This window comes from Methyloversatilis discipulorum (genome assembly GCF_000527135.1).
Classification (GTDB): Bacteria; Pseudomonadota; Gammaproteobacteria; order Burkholderiales; family Rhodocyclaceae; genus Methyloversatilis; species Methyloversatilis discipulorum.
On sequence record NZ_AZUP01000001.1, the window covers coordinates 1 to 14,952 of the forward strand.

Genomic DNA, 14,952 nt, shown 5'->3' on the forward strand with positions numbered 1-14,952 from the left:
CGAAGGCCGCTGCGAAGCCGGCGGCGAAGAAGGCTGCACCGGCGAAGGCTGCTGCAAAGCCGGCAGCGAAGAAGGCTGCACCGGCGAAGGCCGCCGCGAAGCCGGCAGCGAAGAAGGCTGCACCGGCGAAGGCTGCTGCAAAGCCGGCCGCGAAGAAGGCTGCACCGGCGAAGGCTGCTGCGAAGCCGGCAGCGAAGAAGGCTGCACCGGCGAAGGCTGCTGCAAAGCCGGCCGCGAAGAAGGCTGCACCGGCGAAGGCCGCTGCGAAGCCGGCAGCGAAGAAGGCTGCACCGGCGAAGGCTGCTGCGAAGCCGGCCGCAAAGAAGGCTGCTCCGGCGAAGGCTGCCGCGAAGCCGGCGGCGAAGAAGGCTGCACCGGCCAAGGCTGCTGCGAAGCCGGCCGCGAAGAAGGCTGCGCCGGCGAAGGCTGCTGCAAAGCCGGCCGCGAAGAAGGCTGCACCGGCGAAGGCTGCTGCGAAGCCGGCGGCGAAGAAGGCTGCACCGGCGAAGGCTGCTGCGAAGCCGGCGGCGAAGAAGGCTGCACCGGCGAAGGCTGCTGCGAAGCCGGCGGCGAAGAAGGCTGCGCCGGCGAAGGCTGCTGCAAAGCCGGCCGCGAAGAAGGCTGCACCGGCGAAGGCCGCTGCGAAGCCGGCGGCGAAGAAGGCCGCTCCGGCCAAGCCTGCCGCAAAGCCGGCTGCCAAGCCTGCTGCGAAGAAGGTGGCGGCGCCTGCGGTGACCAAGGCTGTTGCGAAGGCACCGGAGGCCGCTCCGGCCGCTGCCGCAAAGTCGGAAGCGCCCGCTGCGCCCGCGCCGGCAACGCCGTCGACCGCTGCTACGCCGGGTATCAAGTCGTCGCTGAATCCGGCCGCCGCATGGCCCTTCCCGACGGGTTCGCGTCCGTCCTGATCACGCGTCCTGCGTCATCGAAAGCGGCATGGAGATCGTTGTCTCCATGCCGCTTTTTTCTTTGACGAGGAGCCCATCCTGATCCGGTGTTACGAAGCTTTACTTGACCTGTCCCTTGCAAATCAGGAAGATGCGCGCGTCGTTGCTTGATCGCTCCCTCCGGCGCACGTAACAGATACGTCGCCACCAGCAGTTCCAGTTTGACCCGGGCTCCAGTCCTGTCCGTCCGGGTTTCCAGAATGTTCCGACCGCCACTGCGGTTCGCGAACGCCGCGATTCAAGCTTTTCCGTACGCTTCGCCACGCTGCGAGGCACGGCAACAGCCCGTTAGCACGGGCTCCTCAGGCGTGCTGCGTCCATCGCTCAGGCGATGGTCGTCGGAACGCGCGAAAGGAGTGCTGCATGAACAAGGTTTTCTCCGTCCTCAAGGGCACCGCAGCCGTAGTGCTGCACTTTGCGCACGGTGGTCTGCTCGCCGTCGGTCTCATGGTCAGTGTGTTCGTCGTACTGCGTGTGGCCGAAGCGGGTCTGACGCCGCGCATGCTGCCATCGCTGCCGGAATTCTCGCTGCTGGGCGGCACGCAGCAGGTTTCGGCAGACGCCGATCTGCAGATGCCCGATCTGCCGGCTACCGGTTCCGGTGTCGAACTGACCGCGCAGCAGAAGACGGTCGCCGATCACGTGTCGCGTCGTCACCGCGTCGCGCGTGTCGCAGTGGAGCAGTACGTGACCGACGTCTACGCAGCAGCGTCCCGCTACAAACTCGATCCGCTGTTGCTGATCGCGCTGATTTCGGTCGAGTCCGCCTTCAACCCGACGGCGGAGAGCGCCTGGGGTGCGCAGGGGCTGACCCAGGTCATCCCGAAATACCACCCGGAAAAGCTGGCGCTGTTCGGTCCCGATGCGTCGCTGCTCGACCCGACCACCAGCATCTTCGTCGGTGCGCAGGTGCTGCGTGAATACATCCGCCTGTCCGGCTCCGTCGAGGGTGGTCTGCAGCGCTATGTCGGATCGATCGAGGACCCCGACCAGGTGTATTCGAACAAGGTGCTGGCGGAATACCGCCGTCTTTCCGCGACTTTCGGTCCGCGTCTGCAGACGGCGGAAGTGGCGCTCTGACGCCTCTCCTGGCCGGCCGCGCGGCCGGCTCGCGCGATACAACGGTTATCCACAGCCCGCTGGGCGCGCCGAACGGCTAAAATCTCCGGTTTTCGCACTGCACCATGTTTCGCCCATCAGGCGCGGCATCGGGTGCAGGGCGATGCAACTCGACCGGAGGAGTCGCCGTTCACCATGGATGAGCACTTTCGCAACGCTGCACTCGAATACCACCGTAAGCCCACCCCGGGCAAGATTTCCGTCGTTCCCACCAAGGCGCTGACCAACCAGCAGGATCTGTCGCTGGCCTACTCGCCCGGCGTCGCCGCCGCCTGCGAGGAGATCGTCGCCGACCCGCTGCAGGTCAGCCAGATGACCGCCCGCGGCAACCTGATCGGCGTCGTCACCAATGGCACCGCCGTGCTCGGCCTGGGCCCTATCGGCCCGCTCGCCGCCAAGCCGGTGATGGAAGGCAAGGGCGTGCTGTTCAAGAAGTTCGCCAACATCGACGTGTTCGACATCGAGCTGGACGAGCGCGACCCGGACAAGCTGGTCGACATCATCGCGGCGATGGAACCGACCTTCGGTGGCATCAACCTCGAGGACATCAAGGCGCCGGAGTGCTTCTACATCGAGCGCAAGCTGCGCGAGCGGATGAAGATTCCGGTCTTCCACGACGATCAGCACGGCACCGCCATCGTCGTCGGTGCCGCCGTGCTCAATGGTCTGAAGGCCGTCGGCAAGGACATCAAGGAGGTCAAGCTGGTCACTTCCGGCGCCGGTGCGGCCGCGCTGGCCTGCCTCGATCTGCTGGTGCTGCTTGGCATGCCGATCGAGAACATCTGGGTGACCGACATCAAGGGCGTGGTGTACGAAGGTCGCATCGAGGACATGGAGCCGCTGAAGGCGCGCTACGCGAAGGTGACGGACGCGCGCACGCTGGGCGAAGTGATCCACGACGCCGACGTGTTCCTCGGTCTGTCGGCGGGTGGCGTGCTGAAGGCCGACATGGTCAAGCGCATGGCGCCGAAGCCGCTCATTCTGGCGTTGGCCAACCCGAACCCGGAAATCATGCCGGACGAGGTGAAGGCGGTACGCGACGACGCAGTGATCGCGACCGGCCGTTCGGACTATCCGAACCAGGTCAACAACGTGCTGTGCTTCCCCTTCATCTTCCGTGGTGCGCTCGATGTCGGCGCGACCACGATCACCGAAGAAATGAAGCTGGCCGCCGTGCGCGCCATCGCCGATCTGGCCCAGGTCGAGCAGAGCGAAATCGTGCGCGCCGCCTACGGCGAGCAGCCGATGTCCTTCGGTCCGGAATACCTGATTCCGAAGCCTTTCGATCCGCGCCTCATCGTCAAGATCGCACCGGCGGTGGCGCAGGCGGCGATGGATTCGGGCGTGGCGACGCGTCCGATCGAGGATTTCGAGGCTTACCGCCAGCAGCTGAACAACCTGGTGTGGATTTCCGGCCTCGTGATGAAGCCGGTGTTCGCCGAGGCGAAGCGCAATCCGAAGCGCATCATCTACGCCGAGGGCGAGGACGAGCGCGTGCTGAGCGCGGTGCGCAACGTGGTCGACGAGGGCATGGCGCGCCCCATCCTGATCGGTCGGCGCGACGTCGTGCTCGGTCGCATCCAGAAGCTGGGCCTGCGCCTGCGTCCGGAGATCGACTTCGAACTGGTGACGCCGGAAAACGACCCGCGCTACAAGGAGCTGTGGACCACCTATCACGCACTGACCGAGCGCAAGGGCATTTCGGTCGATTACGCGAAGATGGAAGCGCGTCGTCGCACTACGCTGATCGGTGCGCTGATGGTGCGCCTCGGTTACGCCGATGGCCTGATCTGCGGCACCTTTGGCAACTTCGCGCGCCACCTGCATTTCGTGCGCAACGTGCTCGGCCTGAAGGAAGGGCTGCGCAACTTCTACGCGATGAATCTGCTGAACCTGCCGGGCCGTACGCTGATGCTGTGCGATACCTATGTGAACTACGATCCGACGGCGGAACAGGTGGTCGAGATGACGGTGCTGGCGGCGGAAGAGGCGCGTCGTTTCGGCATAGAACCGAGGATCGCGCTGCTGTCGCATTCCAACTTCGGTTCCGACAATACGGTGACGTCGGACAAGATGCGTCGCGCCCTCGAAATCCTGCACGCTGATCATCCCGAGTTGGAAGTCGAAGGCGAAATGCACGGTGATGCGGCGCTGGACATCGACATCCGCACGCGCATCTTCCCCAACTCCAGATTGCGGGATGAGGCGAATCTGCTTATCTTCCCGACGCTGGATGCAGCCAACATTTCCTACAATCTGCTGAAGACCGCCGCAGGCGAGGGCATGACCATCGGCCCCATCCTGCTCGGCGCAAAGCAGCCGGTGCACATCCTGACGCCGACGGCGACGGTGAGGCGCATCGTGAACATGACTGCACTGACCGTGGTGGAGGCAAGTCAGAACCGCTGACCCACGGCCCGTGCCCGAAAGGGGGAGGGCGTGGAGCAGCATGGAAGGACGGCGCTGGTGTTGTCCGGGGGCGGCGCTCGCGCCGCCTACCAGGTCGGCGTGCTGTCGGCGGTGCGCGAGCTGCTGCCGGACAAGCGCGTCAATCCTTTCCCCATCCTGTGCGGCACCTCGGCCGGCGCCATCAATGCCACCGCGCTTGGCGTCTACAGCGAGGACTTCGGCGACGCCGTCGACAACCTGCTGTACATCTGGCGCAACTTCGAAGCCGGTCAGGTCTATCGCGCCGACCCCTGGGGCATAGGCAAGACCGGCGCGCGCTGGTTGATGGCGCTGATGTTCGGCTGGGCGGTCGATCGCTATCCGAAATCTCTGCTCGACAACACGCCGCTGCGCGAACTGCTGAGCGCCCGGCTCGACTTCTCGCGCATCGACCGGGCGATCCAGCGCGGCGCGCTGTACGCGCTGTCAATCACCGCCTCCGGCTACACCTCGGGCGACAGCGTCGCCTTCTTCGAGGGCGGCGATGGCATCGAACCGTGGAAGCGCATGCAGCGCGCCGCCTCGCGCACGCCGCTCAAGGTCGAGCATCTGCTGGCCAGCAGCGCGCTGCCCTTCATCTTTCCGGCCGTACACATCAACCGCGAGTACTTCGGCGACGGCTCGATGCGCCAGCTGGCGCCGGTCAGCCCGGCGGTGCATCTGGGCGCCGAACGCATCTTCATCGTCGGCGTAGGGCGCATGAGCGAGAAGGATCCGCGGCGTCGCGGTCACGGCTACCCGTCGCTGGCCCAGGTCGCCGGCCACGCGCTGGCCAGCATCTTTCTCGACCAGCTGATGATAGACATCGAGCAGTTGCAGCGCGTCAATGACATTCTCGGCCGCATTCCGCCACACGTGATGGCGCAGATGGGCGTGCCCTTGCGGCCGATCGAAACGCTGGTGATCGCGCCGTCGGAGCGGCTGGACGACATCGCCGCCCGCCACGTCGATGCGCTGCCGATAGGTGTGCGTACGCTGCTCGGCGGCATTGGCGGCACCCGGCGCGCCGGTGGCGGTCTGGCGAGCTATCTGCTGTTCGAAAAGCCCTTCACCCGGGCACTGATAGACCTCGGTTACCGTGACACGATGGCGCGCGCGGACGACGTGGTGAGCTTTCTTGGTCTGAAGTTTGCGGCGGAAATGCCGTCAAGTACTACTTCACGATCGTGAACTCGCCCTAAGAATACTTTCCAGGCTCTTATTTTCGTTTGAGAATTTGACATCGGGGGGTAAACTTCGGCCTCAATCGAACCGCCAGCAGGGGTCACACGCATGTTTCTGAAGTACCTGATGGTCAGCTGCACCGCGATGGCGCTGAGTTTCGTCGTCGCACCCACCGTCGAAGCCGCTTCCGGCAAGACGACCACCCAGGCCAAAGCCGGCAAGAAATCGGTCAAGGTCGCCAAATCCTCCAAGTCTGCGCGCATCAAGCAGGCGAGCATCAAGAAAACCTCCCGCAAGTCCGTCGCGGCAGTGCCGCGCGAGGCCGCCATGCCCGACGTGGACGCACTCGGTCTGCCGAATGTGAAGTCGACCGCCGTGCTGGTGCAGGACCAGTACACGGGCGAAGTGCTGTTTGAGCGCAATTCGTCGGCCATCGTGCCGATCGCCTCGATCACCAAGCTGATGACTGCGATGGTGGCGCTGGACGCCAAGCCGGCGCTGGACGAGGTGCTTGAGGTGAGCGAGGAGGACATCGACCAGCTCAAGGGCACCCGTTCGCGTCTGGCGATCGGTACCCGGCTGACGCGCGAGGAAATGCTGCATCTGGCGCTGATGTCGTCGGAAAACCGCGCGTCGTCGGCGCTGTCGCGCTACTACCCGGGCGGCCACGCGGCCTTCATCGCAGCGATGAACCGTAAGGCGCACGACCTCGGTCTGGCCGACACGCAGTTCTTCGACAGCACCGGTCTGAATCCGCGCAATGTGTCGTCGGCGCGCGATCTGGCGAAGATGGTGGCAGCGTCGGCCAGCTATCCGTTGATCCGCGAGTTCTCGACCACGCGCGACGGCTATTTCGCCGTCAATGGCCGCATGGTGCATTTCAACAACACCAACGCGCTGGTGTCGAACCCCGAGTGGGAAATCGGTCTGCAGAAGACCGGCTTCACCAACGAGGCGGGCAAGTGCCTGGTGATGCAGGCCTGGATGAACCAGAAGCCGGTGGTGATCGTGCTGCTTGATTCCTGGGGCCGCCTGACCCGCATCGGCGACGCCAACCGCATCCGCCGCTGGGTCGAGCAGGTGGCCCAGCAGGGCGCCCGTCAGGGCTGAGCTCATGGTCGCTCCGGGCAGTCGCGGCGAGGTTGCTCTCTTCGTCACCTGCCTGGTCGACCTGATGCGGCCGTCCGTCGCCTTCTCGGCACTGAAGCTGATCGAGGCGGCCGGTTACGTCGCCGTCGTGCCGGAGGCGCAGACCTGTTGCGGACAGCCCGGCTACAACTCGGGCGATACCGCGGCGGCGCGCGCGCTGGCGTGCAAGTTCATCGCCGAATTCGAGCGCTTCCCGTATGTCGTCGCGCCCTCCGGCTCCTGTGCCGGCACGGTGCGCACGCACTATCCCGACCTTTTTGCCGACGAGCCCGCGTGGCGGGCGCGCGCCGAGGCGCTGGCGGCGAAAACCTTCGAACTGACGCAGTTCCTGGTCGATGTCGCCGGCGTGACCGAGGTGCCCGGCGATTTCAACGGTTCGGTCACCTATCACGACAGCTGTTCCGGCCTGCGCGAACTGGGCGTGAAACAGCAGCCGCGCGCGCTGCTCGACCGCATGTCCGGCGTAAAGCGGATCGAAATGCGCGAATGCGAAGATTGCTGCGGCTTCGGCGGCCTGTTCGCGGTCAAGTATCCGGACATTTCCGGCGCCATCGTGCAGCGCAAGTGCGAGGCGATACGGGGCAGTGGCGCCTACGCGGTGGCGCTCGGCGACCTCGGCTGCATGATGAATATCGAAGGCCGGCTGCGGCGCAACGGCGACGAACTGACGCAGGTGATCCACATCGCCGAACTGCTCGCCGGCGACGTCGGGGGCCAGGGCTGACATGGAAGTCCGCTCGATGCACTTCGTGTCGCGGGTGCGCCAGCGGCTCGAAGACCCGGAACTGCAGCGCAACCTGAAACGCACGCGCGGCCGCAATGCCGCATCGCGCGCCGCGGCAGTGGCCGCCTTCCCCGATTTCGACGCGGTGCGCGCACGCGCCACCGAAATCCGCGCCTCGGTACTGCGCGATCTCGACGTCTGGCTGGAACGCTTCGAACAGAAGGCCATCGAGCGCGGCGCTACCGTGCTGTGGGCGCGCGACGGCGACCACGCCTGCGAACTGATCATCGACATCGCGCGCCGTCACGGCGTGCGTACGGTGGTGAAATCCAAGTCCATGGTGTCGGAAGAGGCGGGGCTGAACGCCGCGCTCGAGGCTGCCGGCATCCGCCCGGTCGAGACCGATCTCGGCGAGTACATCCTGCAGATCAACGACAACGAACCACCGTCGCACATCATCATGCCGGTGATCCACAAGTCGAAGGAGCAGGTGTCCGAACTGTTCGCGCGCGTGCATGGCACCGCGCCCAAGACCGATATCGAGGCGCTGACGCACGAGGCGCGGGCGGTGCTGCGGCCGGAATTCCTCGGCGCCGACATGGGCCTGTCCGGTGGCAACTTCCTCGTCGCCGAAACCGGCTCGGTCGCCATCGTCACCAACGAGGGTAACGGCCGGCTGTGCACCACGCTGCCGCGCGTGCATGTCGCGCTGACCGGCATCGAGAAGGTGATTCCGACGCTGGAGGATCTGGCCACGCTGCTGCGCATCCTGCCGCGCTCGGCCACCGGTCAGGCCATCACCAATTACGTGTCGATGCTGACCGGCCCCAAGCAGGCTGGCGATGCGGACGGTCCGGAGCACATGTATTTCGTGCTGGTCGATGGCGGTCGCGCTGATCTGCTGGGCAGCGAATTCGAAGCCATGCTGCGCTGCATACGCTGCGGCGCCTGCATGAACCATTGCCCGGTGTACCAGACGATAGGCGGTCATTCCTATGGCTGGGTCTATCCCGGGCCCATGGGTTCGGTACTGACGCCGCTCTACCAGGGGCTGGACAAGGCGATGGACCTGCCGCACGCGGCTACGCTGTGCAATCAGTGCGGCGTCGTCTGCCCGGTGTCGATCCCGCTGCCGGATCTGATGCGCACGCTGCGCGAGAAGCAGGTCGAGCGCGGCCTGCGACCGTGGTCGGAGCGCATCGCCACCAAGCTGTGGGCCTGGGTCGCGGCACGCCCGAAGCTGTATGCGCTGGGCACCCGCGTCGCCGTGCGCTATCTGCGCTGGCTGGCCGATGGCCGTGATCGCATACAGGTGATGGGCGTTGCGCCGGGCTGGACCGCCGAGCGCGATTTTCCGGCGCCGGCGGCGAAGACCTTCCGTGAGCTCTACGCCGAGCGCCGGCGCGGAGGCGGGCAATGAGCGTGCGCGACGACATTCTCGGTCGCCTGCGCCGCCAATTGGGCCGCACGGACAGCACGACCTTGGCGGCACGCGAGCGCGTCGAGGCAACGCTGGCGCTCCGGCAGACCGGGCCGCGCGCCGCTGCGGATGCCTTGCTCGATCGTTTCATCGAGCGCGCACGGGCGATGATTTCCAGCGTGGACCGCTGCGCCACCGAAGCCGAAGTGCCTGCGCACTGCGCCGACTGGCTGCGCGGGCAGGGGCTGCCGACGACGCTGGTCGTCGCGCCGGCACTGGCCGCGCTGGACTGGGCGGGCGCCGGTCTGGATGCACGCATCGGCGCGGCGACCGGCGACGATCTGGTCGGCGTCACCGGCTGTTTCCGTGCCATCGCCGAAACCGGCACGCTGATGCTCTGTTCCGGGCCGCAGTCGCCGGCGGTCAACAGCCTGCTGCCGGAAACGCATATCGCGGTGGTTCCGCGCCAGCACATCGTCGCCGACATGGAAGCCGCTTGGGCCGAGGCACGGCGCGAACTGTCAGCCTGGCCGCGGGCGGTCAATTTCGTTTCAGGACCGTCGCGCACGGCCGATATCGAACAAACCATCGTGCTTGGCGCCCATGGCCCCTACCGGGTACATCTGCTGATCGTCGGCTGAGTACGACAGTCCCGCAGGCTGTCGGTCGAAGCGGTTTGCACGGATAATCCGCGCCAAGCGAGGCTCGGCCCGCCGAGAAACCACCGAACAAGAACCGCCTGTCCAGTCGCATATGTCCGCACAGCCAAAAGGCCGTTACGCCCACCGCCATCTCGTCCTCTGCCTGTTTCCGCTCGCGTTGGCGATGTCCGACGCGCGGGCGCAGGACGAACCGGAGTCGCCTTTCCTCGACGACGACCTGCCGGTCGTGCTGTCGATGACCCGCATGCCGCAGCGCATCGACGACGCGCCGGGTGCGGTCACGCTGTTCACCCGCGAAGACATCGAGCGCCTCGGCTACCGCCGCCTGCCGCAACTGCTGCGCCTGGTGCCGGGCATGAACGTGATGAGCGATACCGGGCATTCGCCGGCGCTGTTCTATCACGGCCTCGGCACGCTGAACCCGAACCGGATGCAGGTGCTGATCGACGGCCGCTCGGTCTATTCGCCCTATCTGTACGGCTATGTCGATTGGGATGCGCTGCCGCTGACGATGGACGAGATCGAGCGCATAGAGGTGGTGCGTGGCTCGAACGCGGCGACCTATGGCTCGAACGCGGTGGCCGGTGTGGTCAACATCGTGACCCGTTCCAGCATCGACGGCCCCGCGGCCAGCGTCGCGCTGACCGGTGGCAGCCGCAATGTGTCCGACCTGTCGGCGCGACTGCGCCGCAGCTTCGGCCCGCTCAGCGTCGCCATCAACGCGCGCACCATGGGCGACGAAGGTTTCGAACACCGCAACGACGATGCCAGGCTCAATGCATCGACGCTGCGCGCCGACCTGGCGCTGAACGGCTCCGACGAGATCAGCCTGATGGCCGGGCAGAGCAGCGGCTACCGGGGCGTCGGCTACCCGTTCGGTGCGACCGGAAATACCGACAACGCCAACGGTTTCCGCGATGTGCACACCGACAACTGGTTTGCTCATCTGCGCTTCCGTCGCATCGTCGCCACCGATCATGAATGGTCGGTCGGCTATTACCAGAACGAGGACAAGGGGCGCGAGGAGTGGTTTGGTGTGCTCGGTCCGCTGCAACTGCCGATCGATTACAACCGTACCGCGACCCGCAAGAACCTCGATTTCCAGTATCAGTTCGTGCCGGTCAGTGACTGGCGCCTCGCGCTCGGTGCCGAACTCCGTCGCGACGAACTCCGCTCCGACCGGATGTTCTTCGTCACCGGCCGCGAGTCACAAGGTCTGTTCCGCGTGTCCGCCAATGCCGAATGGCGGCCGAACGAGTACTGGACCTTCAACTTCGGCAACATGATCGAGCGTTTCCAGAACCAGAGTCCGCAGGCGTCGCCGCGCGTGTTCGCCACGCTGCACGTGACGCCGCAGCATGCGATCAAGGCCGGTGTGAGCCGCGCCTTCCGCCAGCCGGCGCTGATCGAGGCACGCGGTGATTCGCGCTTCATCTATCCGCAGCTCATCCCGCTCCTGCCTCCGCAGTATGCGGGCCGTGTCATCCGCACCTACGTTGGCACGCCGGGGCTGCAGCCCGAACGGCTCGATTCGGCGGAACTGGGCTACGTCGGGCAGTTCGGATCGTCCACGCTGGACGTGCGCGTGTTCCACGAGCGCTTCAATCATCTGATCACCGAAACGCGCTACGAGGATCCGGATTACCTCGAACGCGGGCGGACCTATATCGAAGGCCCGGGCGCGCAGATCACCGGCATCGAGTACCAGTACCGCTATCGTGGCGATGGCCGCGAAATCTGGTGGTCGCACGCGATCCCGCGCATCAGTTCGGAGCCGGTGTGCGACCCGGGGCAGACCTGCTATTCGGACACGATTCCGACCTCCTCCTGGTCGCTGACCTGGATGGAACAGTTCAGCCACGACTGGTCGATCGCGGCAACGCTGTTCGGCGTCAATTCGGCCCACTATCTGAACGGCAGCAAGCGCGTACGTGCCTACCAGACGATGGATGCGCGGGTAGCGAAGAAATTCCGCAGCGGCAACATGACTTGGGAGGCCGCGCTTGCGGTGACCGACATCGGCCCGGGCTACGAAACCTTCAACGACGATCAGGGCGCGCGCGTGCCGTTCAACCGCGTCGCCCGGCAGACCATGCTGACGCTACGCTCCAGCTGGTTCTGAAGCGACCGCCGCGATCCCGTATCATGATCGCCGGATAAACAGGCGGTCTACGCAAGGAGGCGGGGTGCGGAGTCGGTTCGGACTCAATCGACTCGGATTCCGTGCCCGTGTGCTGGTGGCGGCGCTACTGCCGTCGGTGGCGATCGCGCTGGCGCTGGCCGTTCACTTCACGTCCACCCGCATTGCCGACATCGAGCGCGCGCTGATCGACCGCGCCATGCTGCTCACCGCCAGCCTGGCGCCGGCCTCCGAGTACGGTCTGTTTGCCGGCAACATCGACATCCTGCAGTCGATCGCCGACGCCTCGTTGCGCGAGCGCGATGTCGACGGGCTGGTCGTGTTCGACCGCGATCACGTGGTGCTGGCGCGAGCAGGACGTACGCGCATGCCGGAACGGAGCGTGACCGATGGCCTTGGTGCGCCGGCGCTGCTCGAAAGTACCGACGATTACCATCTGTTCGCCGCACCGGTTTTCAGCGTGCAGGCGCGACCTGACCCGCTGTTCGACAATGGTGACGACACGCCCGCCGTCAGCCGGCTTGGCGTCGTCGTGGTGCAGGTGTCGCGGCTGGGCAGTGCGCAGGCACGACGCGAACTGATCGTCAGTGCTGCGCTGATCACCGCTGGTGGCCTGCTGCTGGCCGGCCTGTTCGCGCGCATCCTGTCCGACGGCGCCACCGCGCCGGTGCGTGCGCTGGCCGACACCGTGCGCCGCATCGAACAGGGCGACTTCTCGGCGCGGGCGCGTACCGGCGCACGCGGCATCATGCAGGTGCTGGAGGACGGCATCAACCGGATGGCCGTCACGCTCAGCGGGGCGCGGGCCGACCTCGAACAGCGGGTGCTCGATGCGACCGCTCAGTTGCAGCAGCAGAAGGAGAGGGCCGAGCAGGCCAGCCGGGCCAAGACCCAGTTCGTCGATGCGCTGCTGCACGACCTGAGCCAGCCGCTGATGGCGATGGGCCTCGACATCCGCACCCTGAAACTGCGCCTGCGCGACGAGGAAAGCAGCGGTCTGCTGACCCGGCTGGAGCGCTCGTCGATGAAGCTGGAGAACATGCGCGATGTGCTGCTCGACGTCGCCCGGCTGGAATCCGGCGCTACCCAGCCGCGCATCACCGACTTTCCGCTCTGGCGCGTGTTCGAAAGCCTGCGCCTCACCTTCGAGGCACAGGCGGCGGAGAAGGGCCTGCGCTTCGAACTGTATCCGACGCGCGCCTGGTGCCGTTCCGACCCGCTGCTGCTCGAACGCGTGCTCGCCAATCTGGTGTCGAACGCACTGCGCTATACCGCACAGGGGGCCGTGTTCGTCGGCGTGCGCTGGCTCGGCGACGCCGTCCTGCGCATCGAGGTGCGCGACAGCGGCCAGGGCATTCCGCCGGAGCGCATCGACGACGTGTTCGACGAATTCGTGCGCCTGCCCGGCACCGACCCCGGGAGTGGTGGCCGCGGCATGGGCCTGGGGCTGGCCATCGTGCGCCGGCTGTGCACGCTGCTCGGTCATGCGCTGGCCGTGCGCTCGCGCCCCGGGCGCGGTTCGAACTTCAGCGTGACGGTGCCGCGCGTGCATGCCTTCGTGCCGGCGCCGGTCGAGGACGAACTGCAGGGCCTGCGGCGGCTGGCCAACCGGCGCGTCGCGCTGATCGACGACGATCCGGCCATCCTGCAGTCGCTGCAGTCGCTGCTGGCGTCGGTCGGCATCGACGTGGTGTCGGGCACCTCGCCCGACTTCGTGCTGCGCCAGCTGCGCCAGGCCGGCGCGCCGGACTTCATCATCAGCGATTACCAGCTCGGCGACGGTCTGGATGGACTGTCGGCGGTACTTTCGCTGCGGCGCGAACTGGGCGAAGAGATTCCGGCGCTGATCATGACCGGACTGGCGGCCACGCGCGAGCTGGAGATCGAACTGGAGACGCACGGCATTCCGCTGGTCGCCAAACCGGTGCGACCGGTGGTGCTCGACGCGGTGATCGGCGGCCTGCTCGACGCCGCAGAGGAGGGCTGACCCGCCTAAGCGCTGCCCTTCGGTGGGCGCCGCGGCAGGCGTATGCCCATCTGCGACAGCGCGAACACCGCCTGCGTGCGGTTCTTCACCGCGAGCAGGCGCAGGATGGTCGAAATGTGGGTCTTGGCCGTGCCGTCCGAAATGCCCAGTTCGCGGCAGATCAGCTTGTTCGGCATGCCTTCGATCATCAGACCGAGCACCTGTATCTGGCGCGGCGTGAGACCGATGTCGGCGAGGTCCTGTATCGTCGGTCGTGGCGGCTGCGGGTGGATGGCGTCGTCGAGCACCTGCTGCGGCACGTAGATGCCGCCCTTCAGTACCAGCTGCAGCGCGCTCACCAGCACCGAGGTGGTCGAACTTTTGGAGATGAAACCCATCGCACCCTGGTCGATGGCGTCGGTGATCGTGTGCCGGTCATCCTGCGCCGAAATGACCACCACCGGCACGTCCGGGAATTCGCTGCGCAGCTGCGTCAGCAAGGTCGTGCCTTCGGCGTCCGGCAGGTTGAGGTCGAGCATGACCAGATCGGGGCGCAGGCCGCCGCGCAGCATGGTCAGTGCGCGCGAGGCCAGCAGGGCGCAGCGGATGTCCGGCTCGCTGTCGATTTCGGTCAGCACGCTGCGCAGGCCTTCCACGACGAGCGGCTGGTCTTCGACGATCATTACCTGCATGGACGTTTCTCGCAATCGGGCGACGGACGGATTTTATATGCTGCAGTGTTTGCAGTTCTGCTGCGATGCAATGGAGAACATGTCTTGAATCACGGCCTCATCCTGTTTGGACACGGATCGCGCGATCCGGAATGGGCGCGCCCGCTGCGCGAGGTGGCGGCGCAGGTGGCGGCGGGCGACGGTGCACCGCAGGTCGAACTGGCCTTTCTCGAATTCCTCGAACCGACGCTGGAACAGGCGTGCGACCGGCTCGCCGCGGCCGGCGTCACACGCATTGCGGTGCTGCCGATGTTCATCGCGCAGAGCGGGCATGTGCGGCGCGACCTGCCGGCGCAGCTTGAGGCGGCGCGTGCCCGCCACCCGTCGCTGCGCATCGATCTCGCCACCGCGGTCGGCGAAGATCCGCGCGTGCAGGCGGTGATGGCCGAGGTGGCGCGCTCTGCGCTGGCCGGCTGAGCGCGCTCAAGCCGTCGGTTACCTTGCCGTTACAGCTTGCGATGAGCGGGGGGCGACGGACTCCAAGG

The 14,952-nt window shown here is 66.3% G+C and carries 12 protein-coding genes; 10 read left to right on the top strand and 2 right to left on the bottom strand.

Translation table 11 applies throughout. The features are described 5' to 3' along the window. On the bottom strand, nt 1-700 hold a 700-nt coding region (locus METFAM1_RS20990; protein ID WP_198291919.1), incomplete at its 3' end, for a hypothetical protein. A 607-nt stretch (nt 701-1,307) separates the two neighbouring features. Between METFAM1_RS20990 and METFAM1_RS0100015 the strand changes: the two genes are divergently transcribed. The 9 genes from METFAM1_RS0100015 to METFAM1_RS0100055 all read left to right on the top strand — a co-directional run bounded on the left by METFAM1_RS0100015 (nt 1,308) and on the right by METFAM1_RS0100055 (nt 13,757). Next, a complete protein-coding gene (locus tag METFAM1_RS0100015) occupies nt 1,308-2,024 on the top strand; it encodes a transglycosylase SLT domain-containing protein (protein WP_019917374.1) in 717 nt (238 codons plus the stop codon). Between the two features lie 174 nt (nt 2,025-2,198). Next, the gene (locus METFAM1_RS0100020) at nt 2,199-4,472 is read left to right on the top strand and encodes an NADP-dependent malic enzyme (RefSeq protein ID WP_019917375.1); all 2,274 of its coding nucleotides are present in this window, start codon (nt 2,199-2,201) and stop codon (nt 4,470-4,472) included. A gap of 60 nt (nt 4,473-4,532) precedes the next feature. Continuing rightward, the gene (locus METFAM1_RS0100025) at nt 4,533-5,681 is read left to right on the top strand and encodes a patatin-like phospholipase family protein (protein ID WP_020647609.1); all 1,149 of its coding nucleotides are present in this window, start codon (nt 4,533-4,535) and stop codon (nt 5,679-5,681) included. A gap of 102 nt (nt 5,682-5,783) precedes the next feature. Next, complete coding sequence (gene pbpG / locus METFAM1_RS0100030; RefSeq protein WP_019917378.1) at nt 5,784-6,785, top strand: D-alanyl-D-alanine endopeptidase; 1,002 nt, start codon at nt 5,784-5,786, stop codon at nt 6,783-6,785. A gap of 4 nt (nt 6,786-6,789) precedes the next feature. Then, nucleotides 6,790-7,548, top strand: a complete 759-nt coding sequence (locus tag METFAM1_RS0100035) for a (Fe-S)-binding protein (protein ID WP_019917379.1) — start codon at nt 6,790-6,792, stop codon at nt 7,546-7,548. 1 nt (nt 7,549) lies between these two features. Further along, nucleotides 7,550-8,968, top strand: coding sequence for a LutB/LldF family L-lactate oxidation iron-sulfur protein (locus tag METFAM1_RS0100040; protein ID WP_019917380.1), 1,419 nt, complete (start codon nt 7,550-7,552; stop codon nt 8,966-8,968). Further along, a complete protein-coding gene (locus METFAM1_RS0100045; protein WP_019917381.1) occupies nt 8,965-9,609 on the top strand; it encodes a LutC/YkgG family protein in 645 nt (214 codons plus the stop codon). The genes METFAM1_RS0100040 and METFAM1_RS0100045 overlap by 4 nt, the downstream gene beginning before the upstream one ends. 112 nt (nt 9,610-9,721) lie before the next feature. Further along, nucleotides 9,722-11,752, top strand: coding sequence for a TonB-dependent receptor plug domain-containing protein (locus METFAM1_RS0100050; RefSeq protein ID WP_157256647.1), 2,031 nt, complete (start codon nt 9,722-9,724; stop codon nt 11,750-11,752). Nucleotides 11,753-11,867: 115 nt separating this feature from the next. After that, nucleotides 11,868-13,757, top strand: a complete 1,890-nt coding sequence (locus tag METFAM1_RS0100055; RefSeq protein WP_232419607.1) for a hybrid sensor histidine kinase/response regulator — start codon at nt 11,868-11,870, stop codon at nt 13,755-13,757. Between the two features lie 5 nt (nt 13,758-13,762). Here the strand turns inward: METFAM1_RS0100055 and METFAM1_RS0100060 are convergent, their stop codons facing one another. Continuing rightward, entirely contained in the window at nt 13,763-14,428 is a 666-nt protein-coding gene (locus tag METFAM1_RS0100060) for a response regulator (protein WP_019917384.1), read from the bottom strand. Between the two features lie 84 nt (nt 14,429-14,512). Between METFAM1_RS0100060 and METFAM1_RS0100065 the strand changes: the two genes are divergently transcribed. Further along, entirely contained in the window at nt 14,513-14,884 is a 372-nt protein-coding gene (locus METFAM1_RS0100065) for a sirohydrochlorin chelatase (RefSeq protein WP_019917385.1), read from the top strand. The last annotated feature ends 68 nt before the right edge of the window (nt 14,885-14,952 follow it).